The sequence below is a fragment of the Vagococcus elongatus genome (assembly GCF_003987645.1).
In the GTDB taxonomy this organism is placed as follows: domain Bacteria; phylum Bacillota; class Bacilli; order Lactobacillales; family Vagococcaceae; genus Vagococcus_A; species Vagococcus_A elongatus.
In genome coordinates this window covers 74,322-98,832 of sequence record NZ_NGKA01000002.1, presented here as the reverse complement: position 1 = coordinate 98,832, position 24,511 = coordinate 74,322, and the positions used below count along the sequence as shown (strand labels likewise).

Here is a 24,511-nt window from a genome sequence, read left to right as displayed (position 1 = left end):
AGTCAAGTGATAAAAGTTATTATACTTACATAAAGTAAGATCCATAAGAGAGGAAGAGATAATAATGACAGTTAATTTTGATGTATTAGGGTTGCACCATGTGACAGCGATGACGAGTGATGCAGAGAAAAATTATAAATTTTTTACAGAAGTTTTAGGGATGCGTTTAGTAAAGAAGACAGTAAATCAGGATGACATTTATACTTATCATACGTATTTTGCCGATGATCTTGGCTCTTCTGGCACAGTGATGACGTTTTTCGACTTTCCCAACAATCCTAAAGGAGTACAAGGGAATAATTCGATTACACGCACAAGTTTCCGAGTACCTAACGATGAAGCTTTGTCCTATTATGCTGACCGTTTTGATACATTTGATGTTTCCCATGAAGAAATCAAAACAGAATTTGGTAAAAAAGTTTTGAAGTTTACAGATTTTGACAATCAACGTTATCAGTTGATTTCTGATGAGAATAACGAAGGCATCAAATCAGGGACAGCTTGGAAGAAAGGTCCAGTGCCAGCAGAGTTTGCTATTACAGGTTTAGGTCCAGTGGAGATAACAATCAACTATCCAGATCAAATGCAAATTTGGTTAAGAGATGTCTTAGGTTTTAAAGAGACTGCGACAGAAGGTGCAGCAACTCTCTTTGAAGCAGGAGAAGGCGGTAACGGCGCATCGGTGATTATGGTGACTGACAATGAGAGTTCTGTTGCTCGTCAAGGGTTTGGCGAGGTGCATCACGTGGCAGTGATGGTCAAAGATATGGAAGCAATCAATCACTGGACCAAGAGAATGAATGACTTGGGATTGCCTAATTCAGGACACGTTGAACGTTATTACTTTGATTCACTTTACGTTCGCATCGGTTATATTTTATTTGAATTTGCTACTGACGGCCCTGGATTTATGGGCGATGAGCCTTATGAAACAATGGGAGAAATTTTGTCTCTAGCACCATTTTTAGAACCAAAAAGAGCTGAAATCGAAGCAGCTATTCGACCTTTTGATACTAAATGGGAGGGATAAACATTGGAACATATTTTTATTAAAAAAGCTTCAGACCAGCCTGTATTGGTATTATTGCATGGAACAGGAGGGGACGAACACTCCTTAGTGCAAATCGCTGAACATTTGCTGCCAGAGGCGTCAATCCTCTCATTAAGAGGCAGGGTCAGCGAAAATGGCATGAATCGCTTTTTTAAGAGGCGTGCAGAAGGAGACTTCGATTTAGCCAGTTTAGAAGAGGAAACAGATTATTTACATGGTGAAATCAAAACTCTGGCCCAAGAATATTCTTTGGAGATATCTAAAATGATATTGCTCGGTTATTCTAATGGGGCAAATATCGGTGCTCATCTATTGTTGACAAGAGAAACACCATTAAAATTTGGTCTATTTTTCCACGTCATGTCTCTACGGGAGTTGGAAAAAGTACAGGCGAACGAGCATCAGCGTGTTTGGCTTTCCCACGGCACCATGGATCCTTTAGTGACAGAAGAAAATTATTCACTCCTGCTGGATTATTTTAGAAGCGGCGGCTCTCAAGTGACAGATTTTTCGCTCCCTGTTGGGCATGGGCTACATTCAAAGGAAATTGAGAGTGCTCAAAAATGGCTGAACAGTCTGGAGGGATGAGGATGCACGTTTATCGCAGTGAAGAATTAAGCAAGGCAGAGCAATACAAGTTTCTTTCTGGGAGTATCATTCCCAGGCCAATTGCGTGGATAATGACGAAAGATTCAGAAACAGGAAATTTAAATTTGGCACCATTTAGTTTTTTCTCGGGTGTCAGCAATGAAGAACCGCTATTGTCTCTTGCAATTTTGAGAGTTCAAGGCGAAATGAAAGATACCGCTCGGAATTTGCTGAATCAAAAAGAAGGAGTCATCCATCTGGTAGAGGAACATTTGCTGGAGAAAATGAATGAAACTTCTCGACGACTAGCTCCGGAAGAAAGCGAGCTTTCTCTCATTGATGTCACATTAGTTCCCAGTGAAACAGTCAGCTTGCCCGGTATTTTAGAAGCAAATCTTCGTTTAGAAACCCGTCTCCATAACCACATCCCCATTACCAGTGGGGACTCGGAGGCTGTAGTCACAGATTTGTTCATTTTGAAAGTGACGGCGTTTCAGTTTGCATCAGAAATCTTTGATGAAAAAGAAAAACATTTTAAACTGGATAAATTAAAAGCCGTTGGGCGTTTATCAGGTCCCAACTATGCTGTTTCATTCGATGAGCTAGTTGAATTAGAAAGACCCCAATAATAAAAAAAGACCGCAGAGGAAAATTATTTCTGATGCGGTCTTGTTCTGTATTAAAAAGATATTGTAAACATTTTAAAAATATTCTAGAAGCTGGTTTCCAAGCTTTGATTGCCCGCCAGTATTATTGTTATTAAAATTTCCTCCTATCATAAGTCAGTGGTTGGTTTTCTTTTGGCTGTGCCATACAAGAAGTTTCCTACTTAGTGTATAATAAAGTGTGAAATGGGGTGGCTGTAATCGTTTATTATAATCGTGTGGAGCTGGGGACATTTATTGAACGTCCCAATCGTTTTGTGGCAAGATGTCTGCTTCACAGTACCAATGAAGTGGTAACTGTCCATGTGAAAAATACAGGGCGTTGTAAGGAGCTCTTATTAGAAAACGTTCAAGTAGGCTTATCTTACCAACCAGGTCCTCAACGAAAGACCGATTTCGATTTGATTAGTGTTAAAAAGGGTGACAGATGGGTTAATATCGACAGTCAAGTGCCTAACGAGCTGGCCGAAATAGGTTTAACGACTAGCGTGATTCAATTACCCGGGCTACTTGGGGATATCAAGTTATTGCAACGGGAAAAAACATTTGCCTCCTCTCGCTTTGATATTTATCTGGAAACAGATGCAGATGAGAAAGCGATTATCGAAGTCAAAGGGTTAACGCTTGAGCATAATAATATCGGTGCATTTCCCGATGCGCCTTCACAACGAGCCAGTAAGCATGTGGCCCATCTGCGCCAACTGATGACAGAGGGTTATCGCAACTATTTGTTATTCATTATTCAAATGGAAAACATTGCAAAGTTTACAATCGCTGACCATATTGATCGGAAACTTTATGAAGAAGTCTCTGAGGGGATGGAGGAAGGTCTTCAAGTTCTCGGCTATGATTGCCGAGTAGGAGCAGATTTTATTCAGTTGCACCAGTCGGTTTCTTTTGAATTAACTCAAAAATTTGGTTAGAATGAAGAGTATATTTTTAGTATCGATTTCTTCAAATTGCATGAATCCCCAAAATAGATTTGTGAAATACAAGATGTTCTTTAGCAAAACAGAAACTAGACAGCCAGACAAAAAGAATAGGAGTGATTTTTTATGTTAAATCTAGGTATCATCGGTACTAATTGGATCACGCATCAATTTGTTGAAGCAGCGATAGCAATAAAAGAATTTGAGCTTCACAGCGTGTATTCTCGCAAAGAAAATACTGCGTTGGAGTTTGGGAAACCCTATGAGGTGACCAATATTTTCACAGATTTGGAGCAGTTTTTGGCTGACCCGGCATTAGAGGTAGTTTATATTGCCTCTCCAAACAGCTTGCATTATGAACAAGCAAAAGCGGCGATACTTAATAAAAAACACGTCATAGTTGAGAAACCGGCAGTTTCGATGTATGGAGAATTGGAAGAATTAGTGACTTTGGCTGCTGAGCACGGTGTATTTTATTTTGAAGCAGCACGTAATATTCATGAAGCTAATTTTAAAAAGGTGGCTGAGTTATTGCCTCCTAAAGAAGAACTGGTTGCAGCTAATTTTACATTCATGAAGTATTCTTCTCGATATGATGCGGTGTTGGCTGGCGAGGACCCTAATATATTTTCTCCACGTTTTTCAGGCGGGGCCTTGATGGACTTAGGTATCTACTTGGTGTATGCTGCGGTAGCATGGTTTGGAGTACCGGAAAACGTTCATTATTTCGCCAGAAAAATTTCTACTGGTGTTGATGGGACTGGACAGATTATTTTTCGGTATGCTAATTTTGATGTCGTGATGATGACTGGAAAAACAAGTACGAGTTTTATGCCGGCAGAAATCATCAGCTATCAGGAAACTATTTTATTGGACGCAGTTAACAGTATCTCAGAAGTCAAAATCTATCATAGACAAACAGATGAGACAGAGATAATACCAGTGACAAAAGAAGAGAATCCGATGGTGGAGGAAGCAGCCGTATTCGCTGATATGATCAATCATCCTCAAGAAAACGAAAAAGAGTATGAACAATTGCTGGAACTTACTAAAGATGTTCACAAAATTATGGAAGAATTACGTCTTCAGGAAAACATTACATTTCCTGCCGATAAAAATAACTAACAAAGGAAGTCATCAATGGATGTAAATAAATTTTCAGCTGAGTGGCAATCACAGTGGGAAAAATCAGGCTATACGACCCCCACGGCAATTCAACAGCACATGTATGAACCGATAAAATCTGGAGAAAATATTCTGGGAGTTTCCCCCACAGGTACCGGAAAAACATTGGCTTACTTGCTGCCTTTATTTGAGAAAATAAAAGCAGGTGCCGGGAACCAACTGCTGGTGTTATTGCCGTCTCAAGAGCTGGCGATGCAGGTCACGGAGGTTGCCAGATTGTGGCTGGAAAGTATGGCTTTAAATGTTCAACCGGTCATAGGACAAGCAAATATCAATCGGCAAATCGAGCGGCTAAAAGAAAAACCGGAAGTGCTGGTGGGGACGCCGGGGCGTGTGTACGAATTGGTCCAACAAAAAAAAATCAAAGCTCACTTATTGAAAACAGTCGTCTTAGATGAAGTCGATCAATTGCTGGAGCATTCAGAATTAAATGCTGCTCAAAATATTTTAAAAAGACTGCAGCAAGAAACACAGCTGATCGGCATTTCAGCTACTGGAAAAAATATTGAAGCAATGTTTACCGATTTGATCAGGAAAGAAATTCTTTTAATCGATGTGACAAAAGAGATGTCTGATAATCTGCAGGTGATTCATGCCTATCTTCGGTTGCCCTTAAGAAAAAGAAGTGCAGCCCTTAGAAGTTTAGCTCACGTCAGAGACATGAGAGCTATCGTCTTTTTCAACGAAGTGTCGGAACTGGGGGCGGTTGCTGAAAAGATGACTTATGACGGCATACCAAATGTGACGCTTGCGTCGGATCAGTCGAAGTTTGAACGTCAAGGAGCCATTCGACTGTTTCAGGAAAAGAAAGTTCCTTTTTTGCTAACGACAGATTTGGGTGCCCGGGGGTTGGATTTTCAAGATGTGGGTTATGTCATCCACTATGACATCCCTTACGAACAAGCACAGTATCTACATCGTAGCGGTCGGACTGGAAGAATGAATCAGGCTGGGACGGTTTTGACGTTTTTAAGCAATCATCAAGAGAAAGATTTAAAAAAAGTCAGTAGCTACGTGAAAGAAGGTTTACAGGAGATGTTCTTGTTTGGAGGAGAGCTGCTGTTTGAGAAACCTGAGCCGACGAAACACAAAGTCGTTAATAAAAAAACGAAACATAAAAAGAAAAAAAAGAAACGCTGAAGAAGTTAAAAGTCATAAAAGTAATAAAAGAAAGTTAGGGGTTAAGATGACCAATCGGCAAGAACAAATATTCACGTATTTAAAGCAGCAGCCACATGGGATGGATGCCAGCGAAATAGCTGAAAAGATGTCTTTGGATCGCAGCAACGTCAGTCGTTATTTGAATGAGCTTGCAAAAGAGGGACGTGTCAACCGAATTCAGGGGCGTCCTGTTATCTTTAAGGTGGTTGAAGAACTTTCCGAGGGAGAGAATTCGCAGCAATTTGAAATTTCATTTGACGATTTGGTAGGTGCTCACGATTCACTGAAGGTCAGCATTCAGCAGGCGAAAGCAGCTATTTTATACCCACCTAAAGGCTTGCATACGATTGTATTTGGAGAAACAGGCACTGGGAAATCTCTTTTTGCCGAATGTATGTATCGTTTTGCGGTAAGCTCGACCAACTTGCAAAAAGATGCACCTTTTATTTCTTTCAATTGTGCAGACTATGCTCAAAATCCTCAACTGTTGTTTGCCCATATTTTTGGCGTAAAAAAAGGGGCCTACACAGGGGCTGATGAAGATCGTGAAGGGCTGCTGGCCAAGGCTGACGGAGGTATTTTATTCTTGGATGAAATTCATCGTCTGCCGCCGGAAGGGCAAGAAATGTTATTTACGTTTATCGATAAAGGAGTTTATCGACCTCTAGGTGAGAGCTCTCAGACCTATGAAGCCTCTGTTCAGATTATCGGAGCTACTACTGAGAGTTCTGAAATATTTTTGACAACTTTCAATCGGCGCATCCCGATGTCGATTACTTTACCTCCCCTTAGAAATCGTTCCATTGACGAGCGCTATGACATCGTCACCTTGTTTATCAAGCAAGAGGCGGATCGTCTGAGACAAAAAATTGTCGTGGAAAGAGATGTGATAATGGCCTTCATGCTTTATCAAGCTGAGGGGAATATTGGTCAGGTCAAGAGAGATTTGAAACTGGTGTGTGCCAAATCTTACTTATATTATCGAACACATGAAGAAGAATATTTAAAAATCAAGCAGAAGGACCTGCCTTTACAAGTCCAAAAAGGGCTGTTAAAGATTAAGGAGATGCCCGACCGGGTAGAGCGTTTTATTGATAAAAGCAGCCATTATCTGACGTTTGAACCAGGCTCTCAAGACGTTGTCTGGCAGCAGGACCCTGCCAGAGATATGGATGTCTATGAAGCGATAGAGAAAAAAGTTACCAGTTTGTCAAAAGAGGAATTGGCTGAAGTAGATTTGGAAAAAATCATCGCATCAGATGTGGGACAATTTTTCGAAGCATATGTTGGCGAGTTAGCCAGAAATGATATTCATCGAGACTTGATTTCTGATGAACTATGGTCTTTAACAGACCGATTGTATGACATTGCCGAAGAAAAACTAGGCAGGACATATAATGAAAAGGCCCGATTTACGTTTGCGTTACATCTTCAAGGAACTTTAGAAAGAATCAAAGACAATCGAATCATTGTTCATCCAAACTTAAACGACGTTCGCATCAATTACCGTGAAGAATTTCAGGTGGCGCTGGATCTTTCAGCTATCATTGAGGCAGAATTTAATATTGAGATTCCATTTGATGAGATTGGTTTTATCACCATGTTTTTATCTATGGATTTAACCGAACCCACGAAAAAAGTGAACAATGAAGTGGCTGTCCTGCTATTAATGCATGGTAAATCAACGGCTTCAAGTATGCTTGAGGCAGTTCAGGAACTGTTAGGGACGGAAAATGGTATCGCGTTTAACATGCCCCTGGACATGGAAGTACAAACGATGTATGAAAAAGTCAGAGATTACGTCATTGAACATAAAAAAGACATGCATAGCGGGATGTTGCTGCTGACAGATATGGGTTCTTTAAACACCTTTGGCAATATGATTTTTGAAGAAACAGGAGTCAAAACTAAGGCGATTTCTATGGTCAGTACGATGATTGTTTTAGAAGCTGTCAGAATGGCACGGATGGGCAGGACGCTGGAGGATATTTATCAAAATATCCAAGGCTCGTTTGAAGGTATTATCCGAGATCAGTTCAGACCAAAGAAAAAACTTAAAAAAGCGGTGGTCGTGACTTGTTTTACCGGTGAAGGTGTCGCTGCAAAACTTTATGAGCGAGTCTATCCGGTGGTCAATACCGAAGAAGTTCAAATTTTTCAGCTTCAGTTTTTAGAAAAAGAATCTTTTAGGGAACGGATTGACAATCTGATTGAAGAATATGATGTAAAAGCCATCGTAGGGACCGTAGATATTGAATATCAAAATATCCCCTTCTTTTCAGCTTTTGATATCTTTAATGGCGAAAAGTTAAATGATTTCAAACGCATTGTGGCCGAGGAAATCCCGATTGAACAAATGATCACGTCTCTTGAAGGGTCTTTGAAGTCTGTTACCTCTGTTCCTGAATTGCTCCAGTCACTGCAAAAACTAGTGACGGAAATTCAAACAGATGCAAAGATTTTGGTGGAGCCAGGTGTAGATGCAGCGATTTTGATTCATTTAGCATTTATGGTAGACAAGCTGAAAAACGGAGAAAAAGCTCGCTCATTTACAGAATTAGAGGAATTTAAAAGAAACCATCGGATTGAGTTCAACGTAGTAAAAACTAAGTTGATGCAAATCGAAAAAAAATACAAGCTAATGTTCCCAGAAGATGAAATTGGGCTAGTTGCCCAAATGTTTGTCGAAAATCAGGTTAGAAATTTCTACTAAAAGTATCGACAAGGAGAATGAAGTTACACACTTTAATATTAGTGTGTAGCTTTTTTTTTCGTTTGTGTAGTATAATGAAAGAGTAAGGACTGCCACTCTAGTCTTTGGCTAAAAAGATGTTGGCATACTTATTGCTTATAAATAAGATATAATAGTTTAGGAGGAAGAAAAATGTCAAAAAAAACAATTATGTTAGTATGTTCCGCAGGAATGAGTACAAGCTTGCTTGTCACTAAGATGCAAAAAGCAGCAGATGCAAGGGGTCTTGAAGCAGATATATTTGCTGTGTCAGCTTCTGAAGCCGATCAAAATATCGAATCTAAAGATGTGAATGTTTTGTTGTTAGGCCCTCAAGTAAGATTTATGAAAGCGCAATTTGAAGGGAAATTAGCACCTAAAGGAATTCCACTAGACGTTATCGATATGAAAGATTACGGTATGATGAATGGTGAGAATGTATTAAACCAAGCGTTAAAATTAATTGGAGAATAGTTGAATAGTTTATTCGATGCTATTTTAAGTATGGAGGAAAATAAATGGAGCAGGAAAATTTAGAAGCCGTAATGGGTTTGATCATTAACGCTGGGAATGCCAAGAGTGATGCCATGGAAGCAATACACGCTGCCAAGGCTGGGAAGTTTGATGAAGCAGAAGAGAAAATAAAATCTGCTGAAGAATCACTTGTTCAGGCACACCACTCTCAAACCGGATTACTTACTAAAGAAGCCCAAGGCGAAGCAATGACGATTACGTTATTGACCGTCCACAGTCAAGACCATTTGATGACTGCGATTGCTTTTACAGACTTGGCAAAAGAGATTATCGACTTATATAAAAAGATCGGCTAAACAACGGACAGGTTGACTAGTTGGTTAGATCCTTTTTGGTGTTAAAAGGCGATCCTTTTTTCATAAAATGATTTCAGGAGAACACTCAATGAACGGATTAGCAGATTGACGAAAAATGATATCTTGCCAGTTGCTGCAAAACAAGAAAAACATTAGTTGTTTTTGCTGTTTGAGCAGTACTTATTTTGTCAGCAATAAAGTCTAACTTGTAAGCAGCATTTGGAGAATAATTGCTGATATACGGGCTGATATTATGTTTGTCATCTAGTTCATAGAAAATAGAAATAAGAGAGGTTGAGACAAATGATTGCAGTAAATTCTGCTATGCAACAAGATGCGATTATTGAATTGCTAAATGCATTTAACAAAGAAGGTATCACGTTTGTATTTAAGGAAAAGTCAGGTATCAAGCTGCTTTTTGAAACTAACGAAGGGGATTTAGAAAAAGCGGCAAAACTAGCAAAAGCTGAAATCAAAGCCCAGCCTTGGGGAAGTGTGTTGTACTTTCAGGTAACGCCTGCGTAAAACTCAAGATGAGGCTCAGTATCTATCGATTAAAATGGATTATTTCTGATGAGTGTCAGCTTGTTGGTTTTTGTGCTGACTTCAAATGCTAAGATAGGTACTTATGATGTGTTGAGTATTGTCACCGCCTGTTCATTTTTAACTTTAGGACTGTTTTTCTTTGTAAAAGGTAAAAATGACGAAAAGCAAAAGAAATAACACTGAGGTGAGAATATGGAAATTGTTAAACGGTTAAAAGTACCGGCATCTTACTTTTTTACCAAAGTCGTTGAATCTATTGTGATGGACATCAAGCAATCAACAGGCGACAGTTTGGCACTCGAAGAATTGGCAGGGTGTGAGTATGAAAAAAAATACCCGAACGGTCAACGGGTCAAAATAAGGATTATAGAATTAGTTAAAGATAAAACATATACTTTTGAGACATCTAATGCTCGAAATGTATTTGTATCATCTTATGAGATCAAAACACTGGATGAGGGCAGTTGTGAAATTCATTATTCAGAGACGGTAGAATCTCACGGCACCCTCAACAAAGTGAATGATGCTTTGGTCGGCTTTATGTTTGGCTTCTTTAAAAAGAAGCAGTTTAAAAAAATGTTAGAGCAAGTTGAAGCATCCTATTAAAAAACCATTATTCCTTGGGCAGAAATGTGTTTAGCCAAATACTTATTTTATTTATTATTGCTTGCGTTGTGAAGCAAGCTTCCTAAACATTTTACAAATAATAAGTGGTATAACAGTCGCAAGACTCTTATATAAAAATATTTCAGGAGGAAAGAAAATGGACAGATTTATTAGCTTTATGGAAAAAAAGTTTGTTCCTATCGCGTCAAAAATCGGTGCACAGCGTCATTTGGTTTCTATCAGAGATGCCTTCATGGTCTCCATGCCAATGATGATTTTGGGTGCTCTGGCAGTGGCAATTAACAACTTGCCGATTGATGCCTTCCAAAATGCGATGAATTCGATTTTTGGAGAAGGAAATTGGCAAGCTTTCGGGGGCAGTGTTTGGAATGGTACTTTTGCAATTTTATCAGTTTTTATCGCATTTTTAGTTGCTTATAACTTGGCTAAATCTTACGGGAAGGAAGGAACTTCAGCAGGAGCTGTTTCCTTGGGAGCATTCTTCGCATTGGGCGGTGCAAACGGCATGTCATCAACAGGATTATTCGTTGCACTTATTACAGGTATTGTTTCAGCAGAATTGTTTGTCCGCCTAATTGGTAATGATAAGTTGGTAGTTAAGATGCCAGAAGGTGTGCCACCAGCAGTTGCAAAATCATTCGCAGCTTTGTTTCCAGCAATGATTGTCATCAGTTTATTCGGTTTATTTGCCGCTATTTTGGCAGGAGCATTCGGTATTCCAGATATTATTACTTCATTTTATGAAGCGGTACAAAAACCGTTTATGGGATTGGCAAACACTTATCCTTCAGCATTGCTAATTGCATTTATCACACCTTTCTTATGGTTCTTCGGATTGCATGGGGCCAATATGATCGACCCATTCATGCAGACGATTAATGTGGATGCGATTGAAAAAAATATTGCAGCGATTGCAGCAGGAGATCCTGCACCTTATATCGTTAACAAACCTTTCATTGACAGTTTCGTTAACTTGGGAGGTACTGGAGCTACTATTGGTTTGATTATTGCCATTTACCTTGTTGGTCGTAACAGTAAGGCCTACATGGTAGTTAATAACTTGAGTGCTGGGCCTGGATTGTTTAACATCAATGAACCAATGCTGTTTGGTTTACCTATCGTGTTAAACCCAATCATGTTTTTCCCATTCATTTTGGTTCCGATGGTGTTGGTAACGGTAGCCTATTTTGCAACAAAATCCGGTATTGTACCACCGGCAACTTTTATTGCACCATGGACTACACCGCCGATTATCGGAGGATTTTTGACGACTCAAAGTATTTCTGGTGGTGTCTTAGCAGCAGTCAATGTGCTGATTTCAACAGTCATTTATATGCCATTTGTTAAAGTCAGCACTCTTCAACAAATCAAACGTGAAGAAGAGGCTGCAGCTGAAGCTGAATAGGCAGCAAGAAAGTAAATAGTTTAAAAGAATTGCACAGGAAATGTTTTTTCCTGTGCAATTTTTGAAATTTCAAGATTAGTCTAGACAATTAGCTGGATTAATGAGAAAATATATAATGTTTGATATGTATCATTGTTTTTCATTTGAGAGAAAGAATGGGATTTGTCAGGTAAAGAACTATAAGATACTGGAAACAGAGATAATCAAACTATGTCCCCTTAGTAAAATGGATATTACACGACCCTCCTAAGGTTGAATTGTAGGTTCGATTCCTACAGGGGACGTCATAAAAAAGTCGAAAACTTTTATGTTTAAGGTTTTCGGCTTTTTTATTTACACTATATATTGGTTCTTTCTCAAATTGGGCAAAATATCCAATGCTCTTTTTCATTTCGCTGATAGCGCTCAAATACCGACGGTGAAAATCCGCCATCACGTGTTCTAGGCACTTTTAATTCAAGGGTTCCGATACGAGTTGTAAAATCTCGTTCATAGTAGCCATTTCGTTGGCTTTGAGGGTTTTCTGATCGTTCGTAGTCCTCAGCTTGAATGTATTCCGTTCGTTGGTTTTCCATTAACTGGTTGAATACTGTGGTCAAAATATTTTTAGACACATCATCTTTTACCGAATGTTCTATAATTCTTTGAACCTCTTCGCTTTTCAGTGTAAAATGTACTTGGATCATGTAAAGTCCACCTTGGTATGTTTTAGTGGTTTAAAATATTGTACCGTGAATGGGCTGTTACATGGCCTTTTATCTTTTACACAATTATATAGACTTTATCACTTGAGTAGGGTTTTTCATAAGTATTTTAAGGATGGCATATTCTGTTCTTGTCAATGTTATCTCTTTTTTTCAATAGTAACAATATGGCAATCAGTGTTTAATATTAGATTATCAAATGTCAAAATTGGATTTGTCGCCGAAATATCAGGGTTACGAAGTTGTACAGCAATTCGAGCTAGAAGTTCTTTTGTATCGAAAGGTTTTGTCATATAGTCAGAAGCCCCCGCAAGTAGCAACTCCACTTTGTTATCTATGTCAACTTTAGCGCTAATGACAATAACAGGTATGTTCTTAATCTTTGGCAAAAGCTCTTCACCGCTTAGTCCGGGCAACATTAAATCCAGCAAGATAATATCTGGTTTTGAATTGGCTAACACCAGTAGTGCTTTCGTGCCAGAAAATGCAATTAGTACCTCAATACCCTTCTTTAATCAACACCTCAGAGAGCATTTCCCCAATATGTTCATCATCGTCAATTATCAAAGTTTTTTTCTTCACCATTTATTTGTCCTCATTTTTTATAGACTCATTTTCATCACGTATTGTTCGAAAAAATCATCCATTATTTCTTTTGTTAATAACCACTCATGATATTTTTCTTTTAAGTAACTTGTTCCGTTTTCAGTTGTTTTGAAATAAGTTCTTTTTTTCCCGTGAGTTATTTTTCCTTTATAATGTAATCACCTTTGCTACAAAGTTCAATTCCTCTAATGTTAAATCATCATGTAACACTGTCTATTTACCTGAGAACTCCAGTGTATATTCTTCTGCAGTAGTTTTTGCCTCACGAATAATTGTCATAGCAACACTTGTTTCAAAGCTTTTTCACCTGTAATAAAAAGATGATTATCGTATAGGGCCAATACTTGTGTCTGATCGCCGATAATCAAATCCTGTTGACTTGTAAAAGCAATTAATTCTTTAAATATTTTGTTGTTTTCTTTTCTGAATTCAACGTCTATTCTCCTGAAACGAAAATAAACAACTTGCATATCCTTTGATTATGATTTTATATTTTTAATTCTATCACCTGCATAAAAAGTATAACAAAAAAGCAGACGATAAAAAAGTTAATGGGAATTACATCTGCATAAAGTCGGTTCATTACTAGTCTTGACGTTCATATCGGTTAAAATAAAGTTTTTTTGCTAAGTCAGTATTTATTTTGATGAAGTTGCTCTTTTTTTCAGTGTAGGTATTTCTATCATGTTCGTACTTTTCCCAAAGATTAAGTTTTAATTCTTGATACTCTTTAGCAATGTCTGGATGTTCGTTGAGGTAATCTCTAAAATATAATTCGTCATTATCACTCACATATCTCAAATGGACATGAAATACTTTTTCGGCAAAACCGTTTATTGTATATCCTTTATTCAAGGAGATTCGTGAGGTCATTTCGGACATAGGTATATAACCTAAAGATTCCATCTTTTCTGCAATGCGCTTCATTGACTTATCATTAGAAATTTCAATTAAAATATCAACTATGGGTTTAGCCCAAATAGTAGAAATTGCTGTACTGCCTATATGTGATATGTGCTTATAATTGTCAGTACCTAGTGAGTTTCTGAGAAAGTCTCGTTCTTCATTGAACCATTTTTTTCACTCATTTTTATGAGGAGTTAGTTCAATAGGAAAAAGTTCCCACAACTCTTCCAACGATAAATCACTTAACTTTCTATCTGAAGGGTTAGTTTTTTTCAATTGTCTTTTCCTCCCTGTGTATGTGCGGTTATTAGTGTAAAACTATGTGCATTTACCGTGATGATGTATCATCACTGACTGCATACCAATTTTTCCCTTTCCTTGTTATGATGCAGGAAGGAGAGCGTAACTTGTTTTTACACCAATCAACCACATCATCAGTTTCCAACGAAAGATTCCTCTTTATCCGTATAATCCCTAATTCCGTTGTATGCAACTTGTCCAAATGTTGAATTAATTCATTTTCTAGTTTTGAAATGTTTTACCCTTCTTTCTTTAAGCATAAATTTCATCCATTAGAGAGTAAACATTAGGTACATTTTTTTAATTATAACAGGAAAAACAGTTCGGTTGAAACTCTTCTTTCGTATCTGAATTCTGCTTTGGCTCTTGCTGTTTGTCTTAATCAAAAGAATATCCTCTGTTTTACAGAAAATTAAAAAGAGCAAACCATTTAAAAGGATTGCTCTTAAATATTTTATTTTTGATTTTCAATTTTTTTTGCCTTTTTATGATAATCAGGAAACTAATTTAAATAACCTACCCAATCCCCCATAATGACTGATTTATTCCGATTTGAAGCGGACGATAAGTATTTTTTTACGTCTTTGCGATATTTGACTCTTTTTAGAAACTACTTTTCCTTTACGGCAATCCAGATTTCACTATACTTTTCAACCGAATTGTCCTCAAATTTTGTAAACGATATTTCAGGTGCTTCGACTAATTCATATTTTGATGCAGGTAGCCATTCTGAAAATATTCTTGCCCATGTTTCTTGTAACGTACTAGGAAAAGTTCCTTTGATTGGAAAGATTGCCCACAAATTGCTGTCAATGCTAATCTGTGTTAAATCGTAACGGTCACTTTTTTCAGTAGACAAGAAACCTATCAGATGTTCCAAGGAACCTTTCTCGTCAGTTCGTTGGTCGTTAAAACTATAAGAAGCATTAACCACTTGGTTTGGATACAAGTTTCCTAGCTTATGCATTTCGTTCTTCTGTTCCTCTGTAATTGACTGTGCCAGTTTAATGATCTCATCATTCTCACCTTCAAATTGCATAGGGACTCTTTTAGAGACACCTATAATGTTAAATGGTTCTTTTTTTTCAATCCGAAATTCCATTGAAATTCCTCCTTGTATTTTTAATGAAAATTCAAGCTTAGGGAAAAATTTCTGCCTCTTACTTTTTATGACTTCAGAAGGTCTGAAGCCGCTCCAATCTAGAAAAGCATTTGAAAAACCATCAGTGGACTGATAACGATATTTGAATGCCACATCAGTTACCTTTTCTCCCAAAAGCAAGTCTTGATTTGCCACGGATAATCGTCTGTTGCGAATATATTCATGTAACGACATCCCAGTAAGAAAAGAAAACATTCTTCTAAAATGATAGTCTGACGTTCCTGTGATTTTCGCAATGTCTTTTTGGGATATCTCTTCTTGCAAATGTCTTTCAATATAATCAATGACTTGGTTGAATTCATCAAGCATAGTTTCCCCTCCCTTGTAGCAAAAGTATACAACTAGAAATTTAATGGGGCACGATAGTATAAAGACGGAAAATATCGGATTGCCTAAATTATTGGATTAAAATTTTTATTGACTATATTTTATCTTTTTTGCTTAAATAATACTTCTACTTTGCATAATTTTTTGACTAACATCATCGTTTTTGATTAGTCTAGTCAAATGCTTCTGGTGAAATCACCAAGAATTTTTTCCGATTTTCATATCATGATCTGATACTTGACAGTGGACTTAGTTTTGAAGCTTATTAAGATTTTTTGCAGGCATCTAATATTTTTTGTCCGCTGATGACTGACCAAGCGATGATAGCCTAGTAATAGTTTTAAAATGAGGCTGACCCAAAAGTAGTTTTTAAGCCCGAGATTGAAATTTATAAATTGAAAACTCCATGAAATCATTTTCTTAAAATATTGCTTTCATGGGATGTCCTCTATTTGGGATTTTTGAGTCAGTCTTTTTTTTGTAATTTAAAATTCAAATTTGGAGATGGGTGTATATTTTTGATTTTTATAATTATTATCAAAATTACGATTAAATACACAAGAATATAATACATTTAAAACATATTCAATAGCAATTTGGGAAGAGAAATTCGATACTTTGACACTTGACTGTTCTTTATTTGGCAAAAGTAATACCTCTGTGGCATAGGACGCTAGCGGGCTATTTCTATCAGAAGTAATTGCAATGATTGGTGTACCATTTTTATGAAAATGACGTGCATCATTGACTATTTCAGCTGTTTTCCCGCTATATGATACTAGAACTGCTATGTCGTTGGGGGTAGAACTATTTGCTAGAAAAAATTGTTCAGCTTGAAAATCAATTAGTCGTACGTATTTATTAATTCGTAATAATTTCAACTGAAAATCTTTTAATCTTAAGAAACAATCACTAACACCTATCGCAGTAATTTTTTGGGCGGAGACAATCAAATCCACACAGTGATTCAATGTTCTTGTTTTTAAAAGGCTTTGTGTTTCACTAACAGTTTCGTTAGTTAATTGAGCAATTTTTGATGAAATCATTAAGTCTGTATCTTTTGGATCGAAAGGCATATGGACATCAATCTCAGCTACTCTGCGAAGATGGTCTTCAAAGTCTCGGGCAAGAACTATTTTAAACTCTTGATACCCTTTTACACCACATTTTTTACATAAACGGACAATCGTAGATGTGGAAGAATGAGTTCTGTTAGCAAGTTCATAAATCGACATATGTAAAACGGTTTCTGTATCTGAAAGGATATATTCTTTAATAACTTGTTCACTAGATGTAAAACTGGTGTGCTGTGTTAAAAAATTAATAATATTCATTTATTATCTCCTTGTCTCGAAACTTTGTTTCATCATTATCTTACATTATTATTCATATTTTTGAAACATAGAAACAAAACGTATTCAAAGCGTTTACTTTTCGACCGGAGATAACTATGATAAAAGTAACCACAAAGAAAATGGAGGAAATAATAAGATGGAAAAATTAACAATTTGGGTAGAAAAAAATTTAGTTCCAAAAGTTTCAAAAATAACTGAATTAAGATATTTTCAAGCGCTCAGAAATGGATTCTTTGCAATTATGCCCCTTACAATTATTGGTTCAATTTTTATGTTAATCACTGATTTCCCAATTGCCGGTTATGGAGACTTTATGAGTAACATATTTGGTGAGAATTGGGTAGACTTTATTTCACCAGCTTATCGAGCGACGTTTAATATGATGGGGTTAATGTTTGTCGGAACAATGTCATATAAATTGGCAGAAAGTTATGACATGGATAAATTGACTTCAATGGTGTTAGGAATTGTTTCTTATGTCATCGTTTTACCAAAGACTGTACAAACGGAATCTGGCGAATTAGTGACTAGGGTTTTATCTTTTGATTGGTTAGGAACTCAAGGTGTCATTACAGCAATTATCATGTCAATCCTTTCAGTTGAGATTACACGATTCTGTATTAAAAAAAATATTACGATAAAAATGCCGGAAAGTGTTCCTTCCATGGTAAGTAAAGCATTCAGTGCTTTAATTCCAGGTTTTTTCATTGCACTTATTTCGTTAGTAATTAATGGATTAGGCACGGCTGTTTCTGGTTCTTTTCCACAGATGATTTATTCGATTGTTCAGGCTCCTTTGCAAGGAATTGTAGGTGCTCCTTGGGCGATTATCATTGTTTCGGGATTAAACGGCTTGTTCTGGTGGTTCGGAATTCATCCGACGGTCATTAACTCTATGCTATATCCTATTCTCTATGCAAATGCAGATAAAAATCAAGCTCTTGCTGACTTGGGGCAACTTTCTTTCGAAACAGGTAATTTTGGTACCGTTCAGATGCTGGACCAATTTGCAACAATGGGGGGAGCTGGCTCGACCATTGGTTTGGCTATTTGTATGATCTTGATCGCACGTTCATCAAGAATGAAAGCCATGTCAAAGATTTCTATCGTACCAGCTGTATTCAACATAAATGAGCCGCTCATATTCGGATTACCGGTCATATTTAATCCGTTATTATTAATACCAGTAACATTAGCACCAATCGTGGCAGTTCTGATAGCTTATTTGTCAATGTCAATTGGATTTATGCCTATGTTTACGGGTGTTCAAGCTCCTTGGGCAACACCGTTCATATTTTCAGGGTTTCTTGTTTCACATTGGCAAGGTGCAGTGACACAATTGGTTGCAGTTATTAGCTCAGTACTCATCTATTATCCTTTTATTAAGCTTTTAGACACTCAATATAGAAAAGAAGAACTCAGCGAAACTGCTGAAGTTCTTTAGGAACGAGGGAAACATGAAAAGACCAGAAGATATCTGCAGTGAAATAAAAAAAGAAATTTTTAAAGACTACATCCCTATGTCTCCAGAAATTGTACAAACATCTTCCTTTTATTATCCAACCTATGATGATTTTATTAAGGTAGCAGATGATGAAAAAAACCATTATGTTTATACTAGAGGGAACAACCCTACAACTGAAATTTTAGAAAAAAAACTAGCTCAATTAGAATGTGGGGAAAAATGTAAAGTATTTTCATCAGGAATGGGGGGAATATCTTCAGTTTTCTTTACACTTCTTAGTCGTGGCGATCATATTCTCATGATTAATACTGTCTATGGTGAGGCAGTGTCATTAGTAAGTTATATGGAAAAATTTGGGATTACTTACGATAGAATTGATGTTGAAACTACACAAGATATCGAGTGGCATATTAAAGAAAACACAAAATTAATTTATTTTGAAAGTCCATCTTCACAAAAATTTGAACTTTTAGACCTAGAGTTAATCAGTTCTATTGCTAAGAAAAAGAATATTTATACAATTATTGACGGTACATGGGCATCTCCTATATTTCAAAAACCTTTACAGCACGGCATAGATCTTGTTATTCATTCGCTTTCAAAATACATTGGTGGACATTCTGATTTAGTAGGCGGAGCTGTCATTGGTGATAATTATTTAGTTGATGAAATTTTTGAACATGGACATCAATCATTGGGAGCTACTATCAGTCCATTTAATTCGTGGCTAGCACTGAGAGGACTTAGAACTCTACCAGTACGTATGAAACAGCTGGATGAATCCGTTAGAATAGTCATTGATGCCATTAAGGATGATGAAAGGATAGCTAAAATATTCCATCCATATTGTGGTGATACTTCCCAGAAAGATTTATCGAAGCAATACCTTTCAGGGTATGGTTCTCTCTTGGCAATTGATTTAGCAACTCAAAATTTTGAAAAATTATTGCGTTTTGTAAACTCGCTTGAGGTTGTTTCCATTGGGGTTAGTTGGGGAGGGTTTGAAAGCCTTGCGTTACCTGCCTTCAAAGGGAACAACTCGGAAAAATTAGCTGAAAGAGGATTATCTCCTTCTCACATAAGACTTTATATTGGATTAGAACACCCAGAAAGTATTATAAACGATATAAGACAGGCTTTAGACCAAGCATTTGAATAGTTTCTAAATAGTGTAATAGTAAACTCGACAGATAATAGGAAGTTTTATCTGTTGAGTTTATTTGCTTTTTAATGACCTTTGTCATTTGGGAACATTCAAAAGGAAACGGTAAGCATTATTGATCTTTACACCAAAATTCAGGAAAAAATTATTTGTGTAAATGGAGAAAAGATATAGATGAGATTTTAGTGAAATCATAAGAAAGGAAAGGTGTTGAAATAATTGTAGCTTATGCACTGCCAATATTTAAATGTTGGCTAGAATACCACCTAAACTATCTGCTTTGCTCAAAAGGATATTACGCTAGTGTAGTGAGTCTGAATCAAAAAATGATTCGAAATATATTGGATAATAAGAAGCTGATGACAGACTTATTGACAGTAACTGTAAACCAAAAAATCTAATCCATTTTTTAAATAAAGAAGCTCTTGAATGGTAGTTGGCACTTTTTTGAAAACTTCTTTAGAGAGTAGGCTGGTGGTAAGCTGTTCTTAGGATATTTTTCTGATATGAGATTAACGGTGCTTTTCTCGCCTCAGAAAGTCTTTAAGACCGACTCTGTATCTCTTGTCCATCATATTAATGTATCCTATGTGTAATAGCGGATTTTATGAATTTGTGATACTGTACTTAAGTCAGTGTGGATGGTTATGAGTACTAACATAAAAGGTGACCGCCTGCTACTGCCTTCATTTCATAAATATTATTCCTTCTTAATATCATTGCAGGAAAAATCCTCATTGGAAAATCGAGATTTGTGATAGCTTCAGGAGATATCGGTGAATTAATAAAGCTGATTAAATAAACTTACAATAGAACAAATTTGTTTGGAAATAGATCTGATGTAACAATTCTCTTTTTGGAGACATTCATATCTGGTCTCTCGCGTTTTATGAAATATATATATTTTCAACACATGTCGGTGTGTTCCTATAATCAAAGAACTTTCGGTTATGGTTATTTGCTTTTCATTAGAAAACCTAAAAATTGAATTGTGAAAATAATATCTTTCATAATGATGTTATATTGACTGCATCAACTATTTTATTATCATAAATTGTTATTTTACTTTTTTAATGTAAATAAAAATATATCGTGTTAAAATAACATGAGTAAAGGAGTGTTAATAGTATGAAAGTAATTTCCAAGAGTATTCTCAATGAAGTAATTACACAGAGACCGCCTCATTCGCACAAAGGAAATTATGGCAAGGTGTGTTTAATCGGCGGCAATTCTCAATATGGGGGAGCGATTATTTTAGCTAGTCAAGCAGCGGTTCATTCAGGTGCAGGACTGGTTTCGGTCGTAACTGCCTCAAAAAATCATGGGTCACTCCATGCCAGACTGCCAGAAGCGATGGTGATTGACTGGGAAAATAGAAATAAAATGTGTGAAGGCGTCAATGGGGCGTCAGTTGTTTTGATTGGGCCGGGGTTGGGATTAGAAGAGGAAAGTTTACAGAGACTAAAACTTGTCCTGAGTCTTCTAAAACAATCTCAGGTGTGCATCATTGACGGGTCAGCCATTACCTTGATTGCTCAATATAAAATCATTTTACCTCCAGGGCCGATGTACATATTTACCCCCCATGAAAAAGAATGGGAACGTCTTAGCGGTCTGCCTATCGGGAAGCAATTACTAGACGAAAATAGGCGAGCAAAAAAAGAAATTGATGGTGTGGTTGTGCTCAAAAAACATCGCACGGAAGTTTTTTTTGACGATAACGTTTGGCAAAATCCGATAGGGACACCTGCCATGGCTACAGGGGGAATGGGAGATACATTAGCAGGAATGATCGCCGGTTTTTCGGCACAATTTCAGCCGATTGATCAAGCGGTTTTAGCAGCAGTCTATTTGCATAGCTATATCGGCGAAAAAATAGGAGAAAATCATTATGTTGTTTTACCCACTAAAGTGATTGAAGAAATAAGTTTGGTGATGAAACAATTTGAAACTGAAAGCAAGACTGGAAGACTAGGAACATAAGATAAATTTTATAAAAAAACAAAAACAGGCAACTGCGTCTTGAGTTGCCTGCTTCAATTAAATTATGCCCATTCGCCGTTACGGAAAATAGGGACTTTTCTGCCATCTTCGTGGATGCCGTCAATATTCATTTCGGCAGAGCCAATCATAAAGTCGACATGAGTGGTACTTCTGTTGAGACCAGCAGCAGACAGCTCCTCCTGACTCATTTCTGTTCCACCTTCCAAGCTGAAGGCATAAGCAGACCCTAAGGCTAGATGATTAGAGGCATTTTCGTCAAACAAGGTGTTGTAGAAAACCAAGCCTGATTGAGAGATGGGCGACTGGTCTGGCACTAAAGCAACTTCCCCAAGACTTTTTGCTCCCTCATCAGTTTCAAGGAGTTTTTTCAAAACCTCTTCGCCTTGTCCCGCAGAAACGTCGGTGACACGACCTTTTTCAAACGTGAAGACCATGTCGGAAATTGTCGTCCCACCATAACTAAGAGGCTTAGTACTTGAAACGACACCGTCTATTCGGCGGTTATCTGGGGCAGTGAAGACTTCTTCAGTAGGCATGTTAGCCATAAATTGTTCTCCGCGAGCATTTTTGCTGCCGGCGCCTTCCCAACGATGATTTTTTGGCAATCCGATAGTCAGGTCTGTCCCTGGGGCTGTAAAATGAAGCGCATGAAATTGTTCTTCATTTAATTGGTCCGCCTTAGTCCAAAGAGTTTTGTCATGCTTTTCCCAAGCTGTGATAGGGTCCTCTTCATAGATCCGCGTGGTTTTAAAAATTTGATCCCACAAAGCGTTGATTTGCTCTTCCTCAGTGTCTAAATTAGGGAAGACTTTTGCAGCCCAGTTTTTTCCTGCGGCAGCCACCACAGTCCAGCTGACTTTATTCGCTTGAGTGGCCTCTCTAAGTTTAAAGAGTGCTTTACCGCTAGCTTGCTGATAAGCAGCCACTCTTTCGGTAGGTACTCCAGCATAAGCATCCGGATCTTGAGAAACAACGCTGATACGGCTGGCGCCTTTTTCCACCCAGCTATTGGTTTCGTCAATACGAAATTGTGGAATAGTCGTTAGATTTTCATCTGCCGTGTTAGCCAAGAATTCTCTGGAAACAACACTGTCAGACCATTGGACGCTGACGTTGCTTGCCCCCAGTTTATAAGCTTCCTTTACGATCAAACGGGCAAGAGCCACTTGTTCAACTTCAATTTGCAGCACGACCATATGGCCAGGCTTTACGTTGACACCAGTTTTAACAATCAATTCTGCATACTTTTGCAGGTTTTTCTGGAAATCTTTCATTAGTAGATTCCCTCCTTATTAATAGTAATTTCATTATTTATAATAGCATAAGGAGTATAAATCCACAATTTGAAGCAACCGCTTAATTTAACTATCATTAAATAAAAAATAATAGACTCAGCCCCTTTTTTTATCGGGCGTTTTATGTTACAATTTCGTTATATAACAAGCTTAAACCTTTATTGTACAGGAGTATGACGGAGGACGAATAGAGAGGATGTAGAAGTATGGCGCGAAGGAAAACGATCACCAAGGAACAAATTTTGAATGCAGCTTATGCTTTAGTTGCTTCAGAGGGGTTCTCTAAATTCACGGCCAGAAATGTCGCTTATAAGATGAAATGTTCCACTCAGCCAATATATCTCGAATTTGAAAATATGGATGATTTGAGAGAACAGGTTTTAGATAGGATAAAGAAGCACTTGGTAGAAGAGGTCTTCGCAAAGGAAATCACAGGCAACCTTTTGATCGATTTAGTGTTGAACTACGTGCAGTTTGCCAGAGAAGAAAGTATTTTGTACCGTACATTATACCTTGAAGAATATATCAATGCACAGGAACTTAGTCGTTTCAACCATGATATGTTCATGATCCGCTTAAACAAAGACTCGGAATTTGAAAAATTACCTGCATGGAAGAAAGAAAATTTGTTTATGGGGACGTGGGTCGTTGCCACAGGTATCGCCACATTGAACGCCTCAGGCTTGTTCCAACCTTCTGTGGAGGAAATCCAAAAAATGATGGGCCATGTCAATCAAAATCTTTTGGATTTTGAGGGTGTCATTTACTCAGGATAGAAGAAATCTTTTAAAACGATATGAAAAAACGTATGAAACAATTTTTGTGATACAGTTTGTTTCATACGTTTTTATTTTATTTTACTTTTTCTGCTAATTCTTTTGCAAAAGCCTCTAGTCTCTGGATGTCTTCTTCTTCCGCAGCCAAATCTACTTTAACTGATTCAGCTCCCTTGGTAGCCCCTGTTTGCGAAAAGACATGATCGAAATCATCCACACAGGAGCAAAATCTCTCATAGAACGTATCTCCCGAACCAATGACGCCGTACACCTTGCCGCTTAAATCCAACTCTTTTAGATCTTCGTAAAAGTCTACAATATCATCGGGAAGGGACCCCTCGTCATAAGTGTATGTTCCTACGACGCAGATATCCGCATCTAAAAATTCTTCTGCATCCACTTGGGTACATTCGTTTATTTCTACGTCAAGGGCCTCATTCTCTAAGGCTTCCGCGACAATATCAGCTATTTCTTCAGTGTTTCCAGTTAAACTGGCATAAACAATTTTTGCAACTGCCATTTTAAACATCCTTTCGTGTATAAGTTACTCGTCTATTATAGCAGAAAAATATTATTTGAGAATCGGAAGGGATGTGACAGCAGTCGTTTGGACAAAAATAAACATTGTGATAGAATAAAAATGTTATAAATTAATCAATCCATGCTTTTGATTTTACGATGTTTATTTTTTCATTCGATAGGGTTGAAAAAAGGAGTAAATGGTTGGGCAA

General features: G+C 37.4%; 23 protein-coding genes, 1 tRNA gene and 2 pseudogenes. 18 read left to right on the top strand and 8 right to left on the bottom strand.

Translation table 11 applies throughout. From position 1 onward, the window contains the following. Positions 1–64: 64 nt before the first annotated feature. The 14 genes from CBF29_RS01870 to CBF29_RS01805 all read left to right on the top strand — a co-directional run bounded on the left by CBF29_RS01870 (position 65) and on the right by CBF29_RS01805 (position 12,002). Positions 65–1,030 carry a ring-cleaving dioxygenase gene (locus CBF29_RS01870; RefSeq protein WP_126806700.1) on the top strand — a complete coding sequence of 322 codons (966 nt, stop codon included), beginning with the start codon at positions 65–67 and terminating at the stop codon, positions 1,028–1,030. A gap of 3 nt (positions 1,031–1,033) precedes the next feature. After that, positions 1,034–1,639, top strand: a complete 606-nt coding sequence (locus CBF29_RS01865; protein WP_126806698.1) for an alpha/beta hydrolase — start codon at positions 1,034–1,036, stop codon at positions 1,637–1,639. Then, on the top strand, positions 1,615–2,268 hold the full coding sequence (locus tag CBF29_RS01860) for a flavin reductase family protein (RefSeq protein WP_245987228.1): 654 nt from the start codon (positions 1,615–1,617) through the stop codon (positions 2,266–2,268). Before CBF29_RS01865 ends, CBF29_RS01860 begins: the two co-directional genes overlap by 25 nt. 236 nt (positions 2,269–2,504) lie before the next feature. Beyond that, a complete protein-coding gene (sfsA, locus tag CBF29_RS01855) occupies positions 2,505–3,227 on the top strand; it encodes a DNA/RNA nuclease SfsA (RefSeq protein WP_126807084.1) in 723 nt (240 codons plus the stop codon). Between the two features lie 132 nt (positions 3,228–3,359). Next, positions 3,360–4,358, top strand: a complete 999-nt coding sequence (locus tag CBF29_RS01850) for a Gfo/Idh/MocA family protein (protein WP_126806694.1) — start codon at positions 3,360–3,362, stop codon at positions 4,356–4,358. 15 nt (positions 4,359–4,373) lie between these two features. After that, a complete protein-coding gene (locus CBF29_RS01845) occupies positions 4,374–5,558 on the top strand; it encodes a DEAD/DEAH box helicase (RefSeq protein ID WP_126806692.1) in 1,185 nt (394 codons plus the stop codon). A gap of 46 nt (positions 5,559–5,604) precedes the next feature. Beyond that, entirely contained in the window at positions 5,605–8,292 is a 2,688-nt protein-coding gene (locus CBF29_RS01840) for a sigma-54-dependent transcriptional regulator (protein ID WP_126806690.1), read from the top strand. 171 nt (positions 8,293–8,463) lie between these two features. Continuing rightward, a complete protein-coding gene (locus CBF29_RS01835; protein WP_126806688.1) occupies positions 8,464–8,784 on the top strand; it encodes a PTS sugar transporter subunit IIB in 321 nt (106 codons plus the stop codon). A 44-nt stretch (positions 8,785–8,828) separates the two neighbouring features. After that, complete coding sequence (locus CBF29_RS01830) at positions 8,829–9,140, top strand: PTS lactose/cellobiose transporter subunit IIA (RefSeq protein WP_126806686.1); 312 nt, start codon at positions 8,829–8,831, stop codon at positions 9,138–9,140. A gap of 303 nt (positions 9,141–9,443) precedes the next feature. Further along, positions 9,444–9,665, top strand: coding sequence for a hypothetical protein (locus CBF29_RS01825; protein WP_126806684.1), 222 nt, complete (start codon positions 9,444–9,446; stop codon positions 9,663–9,665). A gap of 48 nt (positions 9,666–9,713) precedes the next feature. Further along, entirely contained in the window at positions 9,714–9,863 is a 150-nt protein-coding gene (locus tag CBF29_RS01820; protein ID WP_126806681.1) for a DUF3188 domain-containing protein, read from the top strand. Positions 9,864–9,878: 15 nt separating this feature from the next. Beyond that, positions 9,879–10,292, top strand: a complete 414-nt coding sequence (locus tag CBF29_RS01815; RefSeq protein ID WP_126806679.1) for a DUF3284 domain-containing protein — start codon at positions 9,879–9,881, stop codon at positions 10,290–10,292. 157 nt (positions 10,293–10,449) lie between these two features. Next, positions 10,450–11,718 carry a PTS sugar transporter subunit IIC gene (locus CBF29_RS01810; RefSeq protein ID WP_126806676.1) on the top strand — a complete coding sequence of 423 codons (1,269 nt, stop codon included), beginning with the start codon at positions 10,450–10,452 and terminating at the stop codon, positions 11,716–11,718. Between the two features lie 212 nt (positions 11,719–11,930). Next, positions 11,931–12,002, top strand: a tRNA-Arg gene (locus tag CBF29_RS01805). A 99-nt stretch (positions 12,003–12,101) separates the two neighbouring features. On the opposite strand, the pseudogene CBF29_RS01800 reads toward CBF29_RS01805, so the two are convergent. The 6 genes and pseudogenes from CBF29_RS01800 to CBF29_RS01775 form a co-directional block, all read right to left on the bottom strand. Then, a pseudogene (locus tag CBF29_RS01800) lies at positions 12,102–12,404 on the bottom strand (transposase); the annotation flags it as partial. A 158-nt stretch (positions 12,405–12,562) separates the two neighbouring features. Further along, complete coding sequence (locus tag CBF29_RS01795; protein WP_211334239.1) at positions 12,563–12,925, bottom strand: response regulator transcription factor; 363 nt, start codon at positions 12,923–12,925, stop codon at positions 12,563–12,565. A gap of 688 nt (positions 12,926–13,613) precedes the next feature. After that, a pseudogene (locus tag CBF29_RS01790) lies at positions 13,614–14,210 on the bottom strand (GrpB family protein). 52 nt (positions 14,211–14,262) lie between these two features. Further along, on the bottom strand, positions 14,263–14,427 hold the full coding sequence (locus CBF29_RS14210) for a DUF3781 domain-containing protein (RefSeq protein WP_425469878.1): 165 nt from the start codon (positions 14,425–14,427) through the stop codon (positions 14,263–14,265). A gap of 417 nt (positions 14,428–14,844) precedes the next feature. Further along, a complete protein-coding gene (locus tag CBF29_RS01780; protein WP_126806674.1) occupies positions 14,845–15,705 on the bottom strand; it encodes an AraC family transcriptional regulator in 861 nt (286 codons plus the stop codon). 503 nt (positions 15,706–16,208) lie between these two features. Next, the gene (locus tag CBF29_RS01775; RefSeq protein ID WP_126806672.1) at positions 16,209–17,057 is read right to left on the bottom strand and encodes a MurR/RpiR family transcriptional regulator; all 849 of its coding nucleotides are present in this window, start codon (positions 17,055–17,057) and stop codon (positions 16,209–16,211) included. 157 nt (positions 17,058–17,214) lie between these two features. Between CBF29_RS01775 and CBF29_RS01770 the strand changes: the two genes are divergently transcribed. From CBF29_RS01770 to CBF29_RS01760, 3 genes are all read left to right on the top strand, one after another. Then, the gene (locus tag CBF29_RS01770; RefSeq protein ID WP_126806670.1) at positions 17,215–18,522 is read left to right on the top strand and encodes a PTS sugar transporter subunit IIC; all 1,308 of its coding nucleotides are present in this window, start codon (positions 17,215–17,217) and stop codon (positions 18,520–18,522) included. A 13-nt stretch (positions 18,523–18,535) separates the two neighbouring features. Continuing rightward, positions 18,536–19,702, top strand: a complete 1,167-nt coding sequence (locus CBF29_RS01765; protein WP_126806668.1) for an aminotransferase class I/II-fold pyridoxal phosphate-dependent enzyme — start codon at positions 18,536–18,538, stop codon at positions 19,700–19,702. A 1,131-nt stretch (positions 19,703–20,833) separates the two neighbouring features. Further along, positions 20,834–21,688 (top strand): NAD(P)H-hydrate dehydratase, encoded by an 855-nt coding sequence (locus CBF29_RS01760; protein WP_126806666.1) that lies wholly within the window; start codon positions 20,834–20,836, stop codon positions 21,686–21,688. 62 nt (positions 21,689–21,750) lie between these two features. Here the strand turns inward: CBF29_RS01760 and CBF29_RS01755 are convergent, their stop codons facing one another. After that, positions 21,751–22,983 (bottom strand): aminopeptidase, encoded by a 1,233-nt coding sequence (locus tag CBF29_RS01755; RefSeq protein WP_126806664.1) that lies wholly within the window; start codon positions 22,981–22,983, stop codon positions 21,751–21,753. Between the two features lie 227 nt (positions 22,984–23,210). Between CBF29_RS01755 and CBF29_RS01750 the strand changes: the two genes are divergently transcribed. Beyond that, positions 23,211–23,780: a TetR/AcrR family transcriptional regulator gene (locus CBF29_RS01750; RefSeq protein ID WP_126806662.1), complete on the top strand. Its 570-nt coding sequence runs from the start codon at positions 23,211–23,213 to the stop codon at positions 23,778–23,780. 76 nt (positions 23,781–23,856) lie between these two features. Here CBF29_RS01750 and CBF29_RS01745 read toward each other — a convergent pair whose 3' ends face one another. After that, a complete protein-coding gene (locus tag CBF29_RS01745; RefSeq protein ID WP_126806660.1) occupies positions 23,857–24,300 on the bottom strand; it encodes a flavodoxin in 444 nt (147 codons plus the stop codon). Between the last annotated feature and the right edge of the window lie 211 nt (positions 24,301–24,511).

Bases quoted from the DNA above. Each gene is read 5' to 3' on its own strand.
- CBF29_RS01810 (WP_126806676.1), top strand. From the start codon at position 10,450: ATGGACAGATTTATTAGCTTTATGGAAAAAAAGTTTGTTCCTATCGCG.
- CBF29_RS01750 (WP_126806662.1), top strand. From the start codon at position 23,211: ATGGCGCGAAGGAAAACGATCACCAAGGAACAAATTTTGAATGCAGCT.
- CBF29_RS01760 (WP_126806666.1), top strand. From the start codon at position 20,834: ATGAAAGTAATTTCCAAGAGTATTCTCAATGAAGTAATTACACAGAGA.
- CBF29_RS01815 (WP_126806679.1), top strand. From the start codon at position 9,879: ATGGAAATTGTTAAACGGTTAAAAGTACCGGCATCTTACTTTTTTACC.
- CBF29_RS01830 (WP_126806686.1), top strand. From the start codon at position 8,829: ATGGAGCAGGAAAATTTAGAAGCCGTAATGGGTTTGATCATTAACGCT.
- CBF29_RS01770 (WP_126806670.1), top strand. From the start codon at position 17,215: ATGGAAAAATTAACAATTTGGGTAGAAAAAAATTTAGTTCCAAAAGTT.
- CBF29_RS01870 (WP_126806700.1), top strand. From the start codon at position 65: ATGACAGTTAATTTTGATGTATTAGGGTTGCACCATGTGACAGCGATG.
- CBF29_RS01850 (WP_126806694.1), top strand. From the start codon at position 3,360: ATGTTAAATCTAGGTATCATCGGTACTAATTGGATCACGCATCAATTT.
- CBF29_RS01820 (WP_126806681.1), top strand. From the start codon at position 9,714: ATGAGTGTCAGCTTGTTGGTTTTTGTGCTGACTTCAAATGCTAAGATA.
- CBF29_RS01825 (WP_126806684.1), top strand. From the start codon at position 9,444: ATGATTGCAGTAAATTCTGCTATGCAACAAGATGCGATTATTGAATTG.
- CBF29_RS01745 (WP_126806660.1), bottom strand. From the start codon at position 24,300: ATGGCAGTTGCAAAAATTGTTTATGCCAGTTTAACTGGAAACACTGAA.
- CBF29_RS01840 (WP_126806690.1), top strand. From the start codon at position 5,605: ATGACCAATCGGCAAGAACAAATATTCACGTATTTAAAGCAGCAGCCA.
- CBF29_RS01845 (WP_126806692.1), top strand. From the start codon at position 4,374: ATGGATGTAAATAAATTTTCAGCTGAGTGGCAATCACAGTGGGAAAAA.
- CBF29_RS01835 (WP_126806688.1), top strand. From the start codon at position 8,464: ATGTCAAAAAAAACAATTATGTTAGTATGTTCCGCAGGAATGAGTACA.
- CBF29_RS01755 (WP_126806664.1), bottom strand. From the start codon at position 22,983: ATGAAAGATTTCCAGAAAAACCTGCAAAAGTATGCAGAATTGATTGTT.
- CBF29_RS01860 (WP_245987228.1), top strand. From the start codon at position 1,615: ATGGCTGAACAGTCTGGAGGGATGAGGATGCACGTTTATCGCAGTGAA.
- CBF29_RS01780 (WP_126806674.1), bottom strand. From the start codon at position 15,705: ATGCTTGATGAATTCAACCAAGTCATTGATTATATTGAAAGACATTTG.
- CBF29_RS01765 (WP_126806668.1), top strand. From the start codon at position 18,536: ATGAAAAGACCAGAAGATATCTGCAGTGAAATAAAAAAAGAAATTTTT.
- CBF29_RS01775 (WP_126806672.1), bottom strand. From the start codon at position 17,057: ATGAATATTATTAATTTTTTAACACAGCACACCAGTTTTACATCTAGT.